The organism is Acidovorax sp. GW835-FHT14B10 (assembly GCF_058793725.1).
Genome location: NZ_JBXAGC010000004.1, coordinates 160,105 through 173,168 on the forward strand (window position 1 = coordinate 160,105; position 13,064 = coordinate 173,168).

Sequence of the window (13,064 nt, forward strand, 5' to 3'; positions counted from 1 at the left end):
CAATAATTTATGAGACTTATTCTGTGCGTTTCCCTAAAGCTGACGCCTTGATACACTATTGGCTGATGAGACTGGCTACACAATTTTCTATGACTGATCGCGAAATTACAATAATTGATGTGACTGAATCAGAAAAGGGTGTGCGCAAGATTCCGAGGAGCTATCGCTCCGTGACGGGGCGAGCCCAAGCATCGGGCGAAACCGTGCCGTATGAAAGCACTCTTGAGCGCGACTTCGCCTACTTGGCAGACTTTGATAGCGAGGTCGACACGATCATCAGCCAGCCGTTGTGCATTCGGTATCGAGTTGGTAACGGTCGGCTGCGCCGGTACACAGTTGACTTTCTTCTGAAATTCCGTTCTGAGGACGGGCGCGGAAGGCGCCGTCCGGGGTTGTATGAGATCAAGTACCGTGAAGAGTTGAGGGATCGCTGGAGTGAACTGGAGTTTGGGTTCAGGGCAGCGAGGCAGTTGTGTCGCTCCCGAGGTTGGAGCTTCCGGGTCGTGACTGAGCGACAGATTCGAGGCCCCTACCTCGATAACGTCACTTTTCTTCGTGGCTTTCGCACCTACGACGACAAAGCCGGCTTGGGCCTTCGATTGCTGGAAACGCTGGAGGAGCTGCAGGTCACGACTCCAGGAGTTCTGCTCGCAGCTGCATTCCAGGACTTTGAGAACCGCGCAATGGCTGTGGGGGTGATGTGGCGTCTCCTCACCATGGGATACATAGGTGTCAACCTAGCTTTTCCGCTCAACATGGCGTCAGAAATCTGGTTCGAGGAGGTACTCATAGATGACTCAGATACCAACTGAGACCGTCACAGCATTCGATGTGAGACCCGGTGCCGCGGTTGCCTACAAAAACGAGTTGCATCGTGTATGCGCCGTGCTGTCACTCGATCGGGTGATCGTTCAGCACGCGCAGAATGGTCGTACAGAAAGTGTCCTGCTGGACCATTTGAGACATCCCAACACTGTTCTCGAGTCTTCAGCCGCGAAGGCTGAGCCGCTGCCGGCGCTCGCTGCATTCTCCAAAGCAGAGCAGGACTTGGCAAAAAAGCGCTTGGAGCAGCTTAACGAGCTGATAGGCAAGGACTCGCGAACGCGCGATGACGTGGCACGCGTCGCTGCGACGATGGCTCTGAGCATCGCCTCGGTCTATCGGCTCATCAAAGACTACGAACATGCGGGCTCCCTTGTAGGGCTTATCCCAGGGCAACGAGGTCCGAAGGGCCCGCGCCTACCCGAGCGGGTAGAAGAGATGATCCGAGACATCATCAACGAGTTCTATCTTCAGGACCAGAAGCTCAAAGTAGTGGATGTGTTTCAGGAGCTTGATGAGAGATGCAAGGCTGAAAAGATCAAGCTGCCGCATATAAATTCAGTGCGGAACCGGATCAAAAAGATACCGGCTAAAGAGGTTCACAGAGCAAGAGGTTTCTCGCAGGAGGCCGACAAGTTCACGCCCACGCCCGGCGAGTTTCCCCCCACCAGGAATGTTCTCGGTGTCGTGCAGATCGACCATGTCCATTTGGACATGACTGTCGTCTATTCGGATACGCGTGAACCCTGGGGACGACCCTGGCTGACGCTGGTCATCGACGTCTATACCCGCATGATCGTGGGCTTCTACTTGAGCATGTCGACGCCCAACTCGACGTCAGCCGGCATGGCGCTTGCGATGGGCATGTTGTCCAAAAAGGATTACCTTGCGGAGCTAGATCTGAGCGGTTCCTGGCCAGTTCAGGGCAAGATCCACAAGGTGCACTGTGACAACGCCAAAGAGTTTCGTGGCGCGGTTCTAGAGCATGCTTGCCATGAGCAGCGCATTGACACTGAGTTTCGCCGTGTCAAAACTCCTCGCTATGGGGGCCACATAGAACGGATGATCGGTAACGTCAACATGATGCTTCAGAAGAAGCCTGGAACGACGTTTTCGAATCCGCAAAAGCGAGGCGACTATGACTCCAAAAAGAAGTCTGCCTACACACTGCGTGAACTGGAAGTCGAGATCGCCGACTGGATCGTCAACCATTACCACGTGAGCAAGCATGGCGCGTTGAGGAAGCCTCCGATCAAAGCTTGGGAAGAAGCAATCCTCGGTACGAGCAAAACCCCAGCCTGCGGATTTCCCCAACTAATCACTGATCCGGAAAAACTGATCTTCGATTTCCTGCCGCAGGATACGCGGGTCGTAAGCCCCACAGGGATCCGTATCAACAAGGCCGACTACTTCTCAGAAGTTTTGATTCCCTGGATCAACTACGTCGATCTAAAAACAGGCAAAAAAAAGAAGTTCGTTATCAAGGAGCACCCGAGGCACCGTGATGCGATCTGGTTTCTCGATCCGCAAACAAGGCAGTACTACAGGATTCCTCAGTTCCCTCTTCAGCCTGATACCGACTACGAGAACCAGCTGACTGGCGAGGAGTTCTCTGCTCTGAGGTCGCGCGATGACGCAGCAGGCAAGGCGATGGAAGACACGGAAGCCAAGGCCGGCTATCGCCAGCGCTCCAAGAAACGTGAGGCCGCTTCGGTTGCTACCACCACTGCGGCCAGAAAGGCTGCCCGGTCAGGCAAATCGAGCCAGGCGGGTAAAAAGACTACCAAGCCAAAGCTGCCCGATCGCTCGCAGATCGAGGATCGCATGCTGGGTGGGGTCAACCCTGCGCCCGACCCTTCGGAAATGTTCTCTGGATTCTCCGACGCGCCGGTCCTTCCTTTTAGTACGCGTAGCTAATGGATTTTGCGCATCTTCATTCCGACGCTCAGGCGGTGCTGCAGTCCTCCCTGGAGGATCGCCTCCACTTTGTGCGCAAAGATCGATTCATTGAGTATCCGGCCGCTGAGGCCATCTTGCGAGATCTTGCGGATGTGGTGACCTATCCTCGTGTCCAGCGACCACCGTGCCGAGCAGTGATTGCAGACAGCGACAACGGGAAGACCTCGTTGACCAGCGAGCTTATAAATCGCAATCCGGTGGTTCTGGATGCGACTGGAAACCCCATCACCAAGGTGTTGTGGGCAGAGTGTCCGCCGGCGCCCGATGAGGGCCGCCTGTTCAGCGCGATCCTTACCGCCTTGGACATTCCGCACAGACCCGATGCCGCGCCGGAGCGATTGGAGGCGGTCGTCTCGCAGGAGTTGATCGCCCACCAGACAACTACCCTGGTGATTGATGAGCTGCACGCGATGCTCAATGGAACTGCGCGCAATCAGCGATTGTTCATGGCGGCGCTAAAGCGGCTCTCCAACACGCGCAATATTTCTGTAGTCTGCAGCGGCACCCAGGAGGTAACGCGAGCGCTTGCCACTGATCCCCAGTTCATGACCCGGTTTCAGAAGCTTGCCTTGCCCAGGTGGCAGGCCAATGCGGATTTCCAGCGCTTGCTGGCAAGCTTTGAGATGTACATTCCGTTGCCCAAGCCATCTGGTTTAAGCCAAGGCAAGCTGGTCCAGCTGATCTATACGAAGTCTGCTCGCACCATTGGATCTGTGCGTGCGATCGTGCGGGCAGCCGCAGAGATGGCCCTGCGCGAAGGTGAGAGTCGGATTACCTACGTCCTGCTAGACAAAGCGATAGACGAGCTCGTCAAGCGCCTTCTCAATGGAGGGCGCACCGATGGTGCAATCTAATTCGCTGCTAGCGCCTCACCCGGACGAGTTGTTGGGATCGCTGCTGGCCAGGCGTGCCTGGGCTGCCGCGCACAACCCAGCATCTTTCGTGAAATCCATGGATTTGACACGGGACGTCTGGTCGCGTGATATTGATCGCAGTGTCAATGCGACGTTCTTGGAGAAGTTTGCAGAAGGTCTGTGCATCGGGCGCGCCCAGTTGGACGCCATGACAGTCAACAGCTTTCTTGCACAGTGCGGTGTCCCGGTACAAGCCATCGGCTTCGAGCCTTGGATCACTTATGTCGGCCTTGTTCAGTGGGCGCGCAAGCGCTACGGTCAGATGTATTGCTGCAGGTGTCTAGGCGCCCCGGATCGATATCTCCGCAGGGATTGGCGTATCGCCACGAATTGGTTTTGTCCAGAGCACTCACTACTTCTGCAGGACTGCTGTCCCGAGTGCAGGAAGCCGTTCACACCTTATAGCAATGATGAGCTGGTGTTGGCGCGCTGTGGGCGGTGTGCTGCCAGTCTCTGCGGACGCGAGTCGCTCTCTGTCTCAGGGTGCGATCTGGAGTTGCACGGTCATCTTGAGAGAATTTGGAATGATGCTTTTGCAGGAAAACCCGGGCCGCTCTGCGCCCTGTATCGGCATCTGAGCGAAGTCACCGCACGTGATCCGCGATTCGCCCGTGCAGGTGAGCATTGGAGTTACTGGCGAACTTGGGAGCGCGCTGAGCTCTTGCGCAGCCAGGAGGGCCGCATCATGCGCTTGGCATGTCACCCTTCACGGGGTGCCTTGGTATGGTGCGGATACAACCGAGCCCGCGACGTGCGTGAGAAACCCAAACGGTCGACCTCGATGCCAACCGACCCTCAGGTGCGCGCCCAGTTGCTTCTTGATTTGGCACGCAAGGTGCGCTGGCCGCGTCGCTCGCGAGCGCGCGTATCTCAATAACTATGAATGACAGCGAATATCTGGGCACGAAGCTTGCCAGAGGAAGGTGTGGAGAGTGCGAGCGTGGGATGCAAAAGGCGCACCGCGTGCATCTGGGCGTCAGCTATTGTTCGAACTGCTATCCACGGATTTTCCCTATCCGCACTTGTCACATATGTGGCGGCACAGCGCGCAGCCATCGCGCTGAAGAGCGGCCTGTCTGCCGCAGTTGCAAGCTGAAGGATCAGACGTGCCTTCGCTGCGCAAAACCTACGCCTCGCGCGGCACTGCGTGTCGGCGATCAAGCCGCATGTGCCGTGTGCGCAAGGTACTTCCGATCGGCCAAACCCTGCCAAGTGTGCGAGAAGCCCACGCAGCGCCTTACCCGGGTCAGTGGGATGGAAGCGCTCGGCCGCATGTGTGATCAGTGTGTCCGTGATCAGACCTGTGCGACGTGCAAGCAGTGCTCAAAACACCGCACCGTGTTTCTTATGCTGCTGTCACGCGAGCCATTGTGCAAGGCATGTGCCGAGAACCTGGACGCGACTCACGCCTGTCCTGACTGCGGGGTCACTGTGGGTGGAACGGGCACTGCACGCTGCTTTGCTTGCGGCATCAAACGTGCCAATTGGGTGAAGGCGCAAGCTGCAATTGATTTGATGAGCGATCAACAGGCGCAGCAATTGACACTGTCCTTCGTGGGATGGGCCAACGGCAGTGGCCGGGAGAGCAAGGTGGCTGCGGGCTTCGCTCGCTATGCACAGGCTCTGATGCGTATCGACAACGCCGTTTCAGTGACTGGCGGCGACATCGACGACAAATTCCTGCAGAAGCTGTTCACGACAGAGGAAATCCGGTCGATGGGCATTCTGGCGCAGTACATGAACGAAACTGGGTTGTTGACTGCCAACAACCACGAGCGGCTTCAAACGTCTCTCGAGCGGCTGATCGAGCGTCAATTGCTGGAGGTCGCAGGGAAGTCTTGGGAGTCGGATGTGCGGGGGTTTTATCGCTTCATGCAGGCCAAAGAAAAGCCGCTGTCGCTGCGGAGCATCAAGGTCTATCTGCACGTGGCAATACAGCTTCTGCAACACAGCCAGGTCAGCCGTGCCGCCTACCTGTCCGACACCGCACTGGAGCAGTACCTGAGAAAGTCTCCAGGATCGACGGCCTCGGCCAGCGCATTCGTCTCCTACCTTCGCGCAACTGGTTTAGTCTCGTTGCGTCTTCAGATTCAGAAGAAGGCAGGCCAGCTACCGACAGCGGCGCATCGCGCCAGGGAGGTACGCAGGATTCAGGACCGTCTTGAGCACGTAATACGCCGCCATGAACGGTTGCCGCTGATTGCGAAGCTTGTCTCCATCCTGTTTGGAGCCCGGCTTGAACATGTGCTTCAGTTGCGCATGGACCAGTTGGCGCTCTCTGCGTCAGGAGCAAAGGTGTTCTTGAAGGATGAGTGGGTCGACGCCCCGCAGGAGGTCGCCGCACTGATGCGTGAAATGGCAGCGAGGCCATCATCGGCACAGGAATCCGGTGAGAGTTGGGTGTTTCCCGGACGTATGGCTTCGGATCATTTGAGCACTGCGGCAGTGCAGTACCACCTGGACAAACTCAATGCATGAGTCTCAGGACCGAGGTATACCCGCGAGCTCCTCCATCTTGTCCAGCACGAGCGAAGGCTTGACCATTCCGTCCTGGTAGCGGTGATTGATGGTGCACGTAGCGAAGGCGTCGTCGTTGAGGGCGAGATTTTTAGTTTTCCAGACACCTTTGCCAAGAACCACTTGCTTGAGGAGAGTGTCCAAGGTGGCGGCAGGCAGAGAAGCGTTAGCTTGCATTCGCAAGAGAAGTGCCCGATGGTGCTTTTCGCCCCTGGATTCGGTTTCCAGCCAATAGAACCGTTGTCCATCTGATCGGGTCAATTCGACGACCCAGCACATCCGGGGGCGCTCGTCGACAAAAGCCCAGGATCGGTCTGTCCCGCCTATGTTGGCTGGCATTGCACAGTAGGTGGCTGACGGGGTCTCCACTGAGTTCACAAGTCCATAGTGCGCAAACGAGAGCAAGTGCTTTTTCTGAACCATCAACTCAAAGCACTCTGCCAGCGCGCGAAACCGGTCTTCAATCCGAACTTGGTCTTCGCTGCTGAGCGAGCCTGGTGGTACCTCTCCCTGTCCGCTGCGCTTTCCGGTTCCCACCCTGTTCTTGCGCGGCGTTCGTTTGCGCTTGGGCTTGTCTGGGTCGTACGGTAGGGTTTTGATGGAAATGACCCGGCGACCTAAAGGCTCCAATTCACTCCACGTGTCCTGGATGCCTATGTGGAGCGCTCTTCCAATGGGCCGCACGTCCTGTGGCCTGGAAATGACCGGTGGATCATCTTCATCTGGCTGTGAATGTGGCGATGGCTCGACTGGGCCCGTGGGAGCCTCCGGTTCAGATTTCGGAATGATCTGCTGCGTCAGGCGAGTGATGGGGTATGCAAGCTTGGGGAACTGCGCATCGTGGATCCAAAGTACAAGCACTCCTCCGCCGGGGAGCGGCTCACCCATGAATGAAACCCGCATTTCCTGGTCCTTCCATGGTGGCCAGGCTTCGATCCATGGAGAGTCATCCCTTCGTCTAACAGCATTGAGAATCCTGACGTATATCTGGGCGGCTTGGGTGAGCGCGTGAGGAGACGTCTGAAAAAGTGCTATCGCACGGCATGCCACATTGCTCAAGCTCACCAGAGGCTCTATTTCGAAATCGCCTTCCTCCGTAACCCGTGTGGTTTCCAGGTTGACCAAGTTGCCAACTTCGCTGGCCCAGGCGCCACTCACGAGGGCGTTGGCTAATTCAGTGGTGACCCCAAAGAAACGACGGAAGATTTCGTGGCAGGGGATGTAAATGTGTAACCCCAATGCAGTTTGTCCGTAGAGGACCGGCATACCAGCCACACTGATTCTCCGCCCTGCAGCGTCAGTTCCTGTCAGAGGCCAGTCTTTGGAACCGAGGGATAAGTCCGTCGACAGACCCAGGGCACCTACCGTAGTCAGCTGCCATGTTTGCTGGGGCAGGTCAGCGTCTCGCACTTGTACCCAGTTTTGAAGGTCGTCCGGCTGAAGTGTCCGATCGCGCCAGAAGGAACCTAGGATCAGGCTGGGGATTGAGCCGGCAGCCTCGTCGATCACCAGAAATTTGATCGAACCGTCATCCCGGCGCGCGTAGATGGCGTCTCCAGTCGCCAACTCTTCCATCTCTGCGAGATACACCATTACACGCCGTGTTTTCTCGGGCGTCGGGGATGGGTATTTCCGGCCCGTGGCGATCAAGCGGTACAGGCGCCCATCAACAGGGAAGCGATCAAAACTTGCAGAACTCACGCGGTCAGAGAGCCCTTTGCGGGCGGTTAGGTTGCAAGACAGCCACGCTGGCTAGCCGTATGGTTATATCTATCAATTTTTCACGCCAAGAGTTTATGCGACTGGCGGGGAGACCTGATCCACTAGATCTCGCTTCACTGCTAATGAGGATGCATGGAGCAGCCTCGATGCGGATCCATTGACGCAGCACCTGCAACAAACCCTGCAATGCGCGGGAACACTCGGCAGCAGCGCCCAGCCGCGGCACCTGATTTCCACTGACTAAAAGACGAAGCATTTTTGGGGCGTCTGAATTTCTGTTTTCGAGGCGGGTTTTTGAGTTGACACCATCGCCATTTTTGGCGATGCTCCCGCCATGAGATACGACGGCGGTAAAGGGGTTGCATACCCACACATCATCAATCTGATGCCTCCTCACTTGAGGTACATCGAATCGCACCTGGGTGGTGGGGCTGTCATGCGACATAAAAGACCCGCCCCTATTCAGATCGGCCTGGAGATCGATAGCTGCGTGATTCGGTCTTATGGGCATGCGTTCAACGCGCTGTGCGAACTTGTCAACGCTGACGCATTAGATTGGTTGGCTCAAGTAGAGCTTGACCAGGATACGTTGATTTATGTCGACCCTCCATACCACCCGTCCACGCGACGTCGCTCTCGGGTGTACAGGCATGACTACACGGAGCAGGACCATGAAAAGCTGCTGACTTTGCTCAACAACGTCCCAGCCAAAGTCATGATCTCTGGGTACGACTGCGCCCTTTACCAGACTGTTGGCGCCGATTCAAAATTGAGCCACCGTGCCGATTGAATTTTGAGCCAGGGCTAATGGCCAACCTGTGAAGGTCGGCTGTGGATAAGTGTAGTGCCTTGGGTCGGTTTTGGTCTCCTTGGTGATCGAGCTCGGTGGTCGTCCGTAGCGGCTTGCCCTTGAACCGCTCAGAACGGCTCAGCCTTCTTGGCCTGTTCGCGTGCCTTGATGCGTTTCTTGGCCACGGCTGTGCTGTGCATGAACCTGTGGGACTCGTTGCCCGTCTCGACGATGTGGCAGTGGTGCGTGAGTCGATCCAGCAGTGCCGTGGTCATCTTGGCATCGCCGAACACGCTGGACCATTCCTTGAAGTCCAGGTTGGTGGTGATCATCACGCTGGTCTGCTCGTAGAGCTTGCTCAGCAGGTGGAACAGCAAGGCGCCGCCTGCCTGGCTGAAGGGCAGGTAGCCCAGCTCATCAAGGATGACCAGGTCCATGCGCTGCAAGCTCGCTGCGATGCGGCCTGCCTTGCCTTGGGCCTTCTCCTGCTCCAGTGCGTTGACCAGGTCCACCGTGGAGTAAAACCGCACGCGTGAGCCATGGCGCGTGATGCCCGCCACGCCGATGGCCGTGGCCAGATGCGTCTTGCCCGTGCCGGGGCCACCCACCAGCACCACGTTGTGCGCCTGCTCGGTGAACGCCATGCTGGCCAACTGCTCGATGAGCTTTTTGTCCACGGGCGAGCATTCGAAGTCGAAGCCCGCCAGGTCGCGGTGCACGGGGAACTTCGCCGTGTGCATCTGGTAGCTCACTGAGCGCATGGCTCTGTCCGTGACTTCCGCTTGCAGCAGGTGCTCCAGCAGCCAGCGCGAGCTCTCCAGCGTGGCGTGGCCGCCTTGCTTGACCAGGTCCTCCCAGGCCCCGGCCATGCCGTACAGGCGCAGCTCTTTGAACTCCTTGTCCAGCTCACGCATCCGCCGTATCTTGCCAATCATGTCCATGGTGATCACCCTCTTCATTCCCTTGCTGCACAAAACAGCAGGGTAGGTAAAACACCTGGCTCAGTTTTAGGTCGGCATCACACCAAAAAGTGGCTCAGTTTTCGGTCGGCGTCAACAAACGCCCTCAAGCGCGCCATTTATACCGGCCGGATCAGCCCGGCGCAGGCCAAACGTGTCGATGAAATGCAGGCTGTGGCCGATGCGTTGAGCCTGATGGCCAACATCGTGATGGCGTGGAATACCTCACAGATGCAGGCGGTCCTGGATCGCTGGTCGAACCGCCGCCAGGTCATTCCACCGGAACTGATCGGGAAGATTGCGCCCACCAGGCTGGAGAGCATCAACTTGCGGGGTGTGTTTCGCTTCCCGGTTGACCGCTATGCTGACCAAATCCTGCCTTCGCGGCCAAATGCATCGATAACTGGCACCAATGGATGAAACCGACCACGGTTTGACGCCACGAATCGCAGATTTGAAAGTGAACAGGAAAGTCAATGAAATCAACGATCTACCAACACCACCTCCGCGCCAGTGCTAGCTTTTCGTACCGTCACTTATTGCACTGAAAACGAGGAGACCCCAGGTAGGGGACAAGTACCATTTCCAGCGCAATCCGGAAGCAGTCGCGTTCCGCGACAGGGGCAGCAAGCTGGAGACACAGACAAACAGCGCCGCCGTGGCCGACTCCATGGTACGGATCGCCCAGGCGCGGGGTTGGGACGAGATTCGCGTCACGGGAAGCGAAACCTTCAAACGAGAAGTGTGGATGGAAGCGGCCGCACGCGGAATGCAGGTACGCGGCTACTCCCCCACCGACGCGGACAAAGCGAGGCTCGCTGCAATCCAAAGCAAGGATGAGTTTCGCGGACGCGAAAACGTCAACACCGTCACGGGCAAAAAGACCCACGAACAGGGGATGGTGGATGCTTTCAAGAACGAGCGACCGGAAGCAGCGATGCAGAAGTACCCGGAACTGGCGGGAGCGTATGCGGGCGTCGAGGCAGCACGCCGCAAAGTGGATCACGAGCGGCTATCTGTCGAACAGGCCAAGGTAGTCATGGATCGCCTGAACAAAAACGCACTCAATGCCATTGAGCGCGGCCACGTGCCAAAGATCAACGTCACCGACAGGAACCAAGACCGCAACAGGCAACAAGAGGTGGCTGCAAGCCGCCATCGCGACAAAGAATTTGGACGTTAAGCAGAGGCCCCACCATGAAACAAGCACTCCTAATCACCCTCACTGCCCTCATGCTCGGCGGTTGCGCAACGGAAGAATTTTCCACTGGCATGACGGCTACCCCGCATTACATGGCGTCGGGTCATGTCGGCACGGCCAAAGCGTGGGTGTATGCACAACGCACAATATTTGAGGGCAGGGCGGGGCAAGAATATCTATTCAGCACAACTGCCGGCGAACCCATCAAAGCCGAAAAAATAGGTGATTACTACAGTCTCCCTTTACTGGAACGAGACTTTATTGCGCGCGAAGGCGTCCATACTATGCGGTTCGTCCTTGCTCCCGCCACTTGGACATTTACACGAACTGGCGCAACGTATGAATCCCCCCACAGCAATGAATTCAACTTATAGCGAACTGTTGAAGCAGCGCAGCGAACTGGATCAGAAGATCGAGGAAGCGCGCATGCAAGAACTGGATGCGGCTCTAAAACAGATCCGCGATCTCATGGATCAGTACGGCATAACCGCTCAAGAAATCCTGCCAACAGGAGCGCGGGGGCCCGTGCGCCGCGAGCGAGCGAAGGTCGAGCCGAAGTATCGCGATCCCGCAACCGGCACCACCTGGTCCGGGCGCGGCAAGCCTCCAGCGTGGATTGCAGGCAAAGACCGCGAACCCTTCGCAATCGCCAACAAGGCGTAAAATCAAGGCTTGAAAAGGGGTCGCGTCATGGCAACGACAACACAGTTCGACAGCTATTTTTTTGGCTCTGGACTTGTGGACGACGCTCGAAAGGGCGTAGCCCAAGCTGTTGCGCGCACCCGTGCCGCTGGCCTGCCCGTTGAAGGCTACGCCAGCAGCCCAGCTCCACAATCCACCAAAGATCCCTTCCCCGGCCCCACGGCGCACAGTGATGCAGCACCGGGCAAGCCCGCCGACAAAGAGCCAAAAAAAAAGCGGGCCTGATGAGTCAATCGGGCGATGCGCAGAAAGATGGATCTGCGCCGGTGATGTTTGTTTTTGCGGGGCCGAATGGCTCCGGTAAATCATCCATCAATGCCCAGGTTCTCAAAAATCCTGCTCTGGGTTTTTTAGGCGAGTACATCAATGCCGATGACATCGCCAAAAGTATGGAATCACAGATTCCAGACTACCAAACCCGCAACATCAAAGCCGCTGAATTAGCGGAATCGCGGCGTGTTACCGCGTTGCAGGCCGGACACTCGTTTGCTTTCGAGTCGGTTATGTCCACCCCGGGGTGACCTCTGTTTTTGTGCAGAATCAGAATTCGACGGCAAAAATCCCTTTGACTCCAATTACTTAGCGCTTTGCAGACGCTTTCTTCGAGGTAAAAAATCTTCAAGAGTTTTGCCCCGCACCAGGGCTTCGTTCAACCATCTGGGACGTCGGCCCTTTCCGGCCCAGGTATTGCCCTCAGCGTCTTGATAAACACCCGTTTGGCTATCTGAAGGCGAGTCTCTTTGTAGGGTCTTACGCGGAGCCAATTTCGTGCCGAACCTACCCGCACCCATTTCAAACAAGTCATCCGGCACAAGATCGAACTTGGTGATCGCCTCTTTCAATAGCGGAATGATTTCCTCGGCCTCGCGGGCTTCACTCATCGCCTCTTCGAGGCGTTTCTTCATCTGGGTGAGTGTCTTGGGCAACGCGATCTCAATTCAGAACCCTGCCAACTTCCTTCCACCGAACTACCGCGAAGTCCTCCACGGATTGGCGAGGTGCTGGGAACCCGCACTGCCACTCGTACCTGCTTCGAGTCAATTCGTCGAGCCCGGTCCGCGTTACGACACCGGTCCTCTAACCGTCTTTCCAGGCAAAACGGCCTTCGTAGACAGGAGTCGCGCACCCAGTCAACACGGCCGACGCCAACAACGTCACGATCCAATAGGGTCTGAATGCCATGGTGTCTTGACCTCATTTTTTGATGCTGTGGTGCAAACTGCATGCAGCCAAGCACCGCTATTGAAATCAGTCGGCCTTTGCGATCAGCAGCCGAAGCTACTGCACCGATATGGTAGGGCCTTCAGTACCACTCAGTGGTGATCGCGAGATCGCGGCCTCTTGGGTGATCTGGACTGAAAGCGCAGCGCCTGATTCTCTCTCAGTCTTTTTGCAAGGCGACGGCTGTACTTGGTTCGCACCTCCAGCGGCGGGTGATACTTTAGCCAGAGATGACGCAGGCTCCAGAATACCAACAC

General features: G+C 56.9%; 13 protein-coding genes and 1 pseudogene. 11 read left to right on the forward strand and 3 right to left on the reverse strand.

Annotated elements, in window-relative coordinates; translation table 11 throughout:
* Nucleotides 1-89: 89 nt before the first annotated feature.
* From AC1Q5S_RS05390 to AC1Q5S_RS05410, 5 genes are all read left to right on the forward strand, one after another.
* On the forward strand, nucleotides 90-812 hold the full coding sequence (locus tag AC1Q5S_RS05390) for a TnsA endonuclease N-terminal domain-containing protein (RefSeq protein WP_066784501.1): 723 nt from the start codon (nucleotides 90-92) through the stop codon (nucleotides 810-812).
* The gene (locus tag AC1Q5S_RS05395; protein WP_082759032.1) at nucleotides 793-2,739 is read left to right on the forward strand and encodes a TnsB C-terminal domain-containing protein; all 1,947 of its coding nucleotides are present in this window, start codon (nucleotides 793-795) and stop codon (nucleotides 2,737-2,739) included. The genes AC1Q5S_RS05390 and AC1Q5S_RS05395 overlap by 20 nt, the downstream gene beginning before the upstream one ends.
* Complete coding sequence (locus tag AC1Q5S_RS05400) at nucleotides 2,739-3,635, forward strand: TniB family NTP-binding protein (RefSeq protein ID WP_067513362.1); 897 nt, start codon at nucleotides 2,739-2,741, stop codon at nucleotides 3,633-3,635. The genes AC1Q5S_RS05395 and AC1Q5S_RS05400 overlap by 1 nt, the downstream gene beginning before the upstream one ends.
* A complete protein-coding gene (locus tag AC1Q5S_RS05405) occupies nucleotides 3,622-4,572 on the forward strand; it encodes a TniQ family protein (protein WP_159433769.1) in 951 nt (316 codons plus the stop codon). Before AC1Q5S_RS05400 ends, AC1Q5S_RS05405 begins: the two co-directional genes overlap by 14 nt.
* 470 nt (nucleotides 4,573-5,042) lie before the next feature.
* Complete coding sequence (locus AC1Q5S_RS05410; RefSeq protein ID WP_139285332.1) at nucleotides 5,043-6,173, forward strand: site-specific integrase; 1,131 nt, start codon at nucleotides 5,043-5,045, stop codon at nucleotides 6,171-6,173.
* 3 nt (nucleotides 6,174-6,176) lie between these two features.
* Here AC1Q5S_RS05410 and AC1Q5S_RS05415 read toward each other — a convergent pair whose 3' ends face one another.
* Complete coding sequence (locus AC1Q5S_RS05415; RefSeq protein ID WP_139285333.1) at nucleotides 6,177-7,913, reverse strand: hypothetical protein; 1,737 nt, start codon at nucleotides 7,911-7,913, stop codon at nucleotides 6,177-6,179.
* 355 nt (nucleotides 7,914-8,268) lie between these two features.
* Between AC1Q5S_RS05415 and AC1Q5S_RS05420 the strand changes: the two genes are divergently transcribed.
* Nucleotides 8,269-8,724 carry a DNA adenine methylase gene (locus AC1Q5S_RS05420; RefSeq protein WP_287876573.1) on the forward strand — a complete coding sequence of 152 codons (456 nt, stop codon included), beginning with the start codon at nucleotides 8,269-8,271 and terminating at the stop codon, nucleotides 8,722-8,724.
* Between the two features lie 128 nt (nucleotides 8,725-8,852).
* On the opposite strand, the gene istB is transcribed toward AC1Q5S_RS05420, so the two are convergent.
* Nucleotides 8,853-9,638 (reverse strand): IS21-like element helper ATPase IstB, encoded by a 786-nt coding sequence (gene istB, locus AC1Q5S_RS05425; RefSeq protein WP_024815605.1) that lies wholly within the window; start codon nucleotides 9,636-9,638, stop codon nucleotides 8,853-8,855.
* Between the two features lie 129 nt (nucleotides 9,639-9,767).
* Here istB and AC1Q5S_RS05430 point away from each other — a divergent pair.
* The 5 genes and pseudogenes from AC1Q5S_RS05430 to AC1Q5S_RS05450 all read left to right on the forward strand — a co-directional run.
* Nucleotides 9,768-10,103 (forward strand): annotated as a pseudogene (locus tag AC1Q5S_RS05430) (Tn3 family transposase); the annotation flags it as partial.
* A gap of 124 nt (nucleotides 10,104-10,227) precedes the next feature.
* Nucleotides 10,228-10,866 carry an LPD7 domain-containing protein gene (locus AC1Q5S_RS05435; RefSeq protein WP_492238460.1) on the forward strand — a complete coding sequence of 213 codons (639 nt, stop codon included), beginning with the start codon at nucleotides 10,228-10,230 and terminating at the stop codon, nucleotides 10,864-10,866.
* A gap of 14 nt (nucleotides 10,867-10,880) precedes the next feature.
* Nucleotides 10,881-11,258, forward strand: coding sequence for a hypothetical protein (locus AC1Q5S_RS05440; RefSeq protein ID WP_492238455.1), 378 nt, complete (start codon nucleotides 10,881-10,883; stop codon nucleotides 11,256-11,258).
* Nucleotides 11,242-11,547, forward strand: a complete 306-nt coding sequence (locus AC1Q5S_RS05445) for an H-NS histone family protein (protein ID WP_436141212.1) — start codon at nucleotides 11,242-11,244, stop codon at nucleotides 11,545-11,547. The genes AC1Q5S_RS05440 and AC1Q5S_RS05445 overlap by 17 nt, the downstream gene beginning before the upstream one ends.
* A 263-nt stretch (nucleotides 11,548-11,810) precedes the next feature.
* Nucleotides 11,811-12,107 carry a hypothetical protein gene (locus tag AC1Q5S_RS05450; RefSeq protein ID WP_436141211.1) on the forward strand — a complete coding sequence of 99 codons (297 nt, stop codon included), beginning with the start codon at nucleotides 11,811-11,813 and terminating at the stop codon, nucleotides 12,105-12,107.
* Nucleotides 12,108-12,161: 54 nt separating this feature from the next.
* Here the strand turns inward: AC1Q5S_RS05450 and AC1Q5S_RS05455 are convergent, their stop codons facing one another.
* A complete protein-coding gene (locus tag AC1Q5S_RS05455) occupies nucleotides 12,162-12,491 on the reverse strand; it encodes an H-NS histone family protein (protein ID WP_114655501.1) in 330 nt (109 codons plus the stop codon).
* Nucleotides 12,492-13,064: the final 573 nt, after the last annotated feature.

Excerpts from the sequence above, each read along its gene's own strand:
- AC1Q5S_RS05445 (WP_436141212.1), top strand. The coding sequence starts at position 11,242 with ATGAATTCAACTTATAGCGAACTGTTGAAGCAGCGCAGCGAACTGGAT.
- AC1Q5S_RS05450 (WP_436141211.1), top strand. The coding sequence starts at position 11,811 with ATGAGTCAATCGGGCGATGCGCAGAAAGATGGATCTGCGCCGGTGATG.
- AC1Q5S_RS05410 (WP_139285332.1), top strand. The coding sequence starts at position 5,043 with ATGCTGCTGTCACGCGAGCCATTGTGCAAGGCATGTGCCGAGAACCTG.
- AC1Q5S_RS05440 (WP_492238455.1), top strand. The coding sequence starts at position 10,881 with ATGAAACAAGCACTCCTAATCACCCTCACTGCCCTCATGCTCGGCGGT.
- AC1Q5S_RS05420 (WP_287876573.1), top strand. The coding sequence starts at position 8,269 with ATGAGATACGACGGCGGTAAAGGGGTTGCATACCCACACATCATCAAT.
- AC1Q5S_RS05455 (WP_114655501.1), bottom strand. The coding sequence starts at position 12,491 with ATGAAGAAACGCCTCGAAGAGGCGATGAGTGAAGCCCGCGAGGCCGAG.
- AC1Q5S_RS05400 (WP_067513362.1), top strand. The coding sequence starts at position 2,739 with ATGGATTTTGCGCATCTTCATTCCGACGCTCAGGCGGTGCTGCAGTCC.
- istB (WP_024815605.1), bottom strand. The coding sequence starts at position 9,638 with ATGCGTGAGCTGGACAAGGAGTTCAAAGAGCTGCGCCTGTACGGCATG.
- AC1Q5S_RS05405 (WP_159433769.1), top strand. The coding sequence starts at position 3,622 with ATGGTGCAATCTAATTCGCTGCTAGCGCCTCACCCGGACGAGTTGTTG.
- AC1Q5S_RS05395 (WP_082759032.1), top strand. The coding sequence starts at position 793 with ATGACTCAGATACCAACTGAGACCGTCACAGCATTCGATGTGAGACCC.
- AC1Q5S_RS05390 (WP_066784501.1), top strand. The coding sequence starts at position 90 with ATGACTGATCGCGAAATTACAATAATTGATGTGACTGAATCAGAAAAG.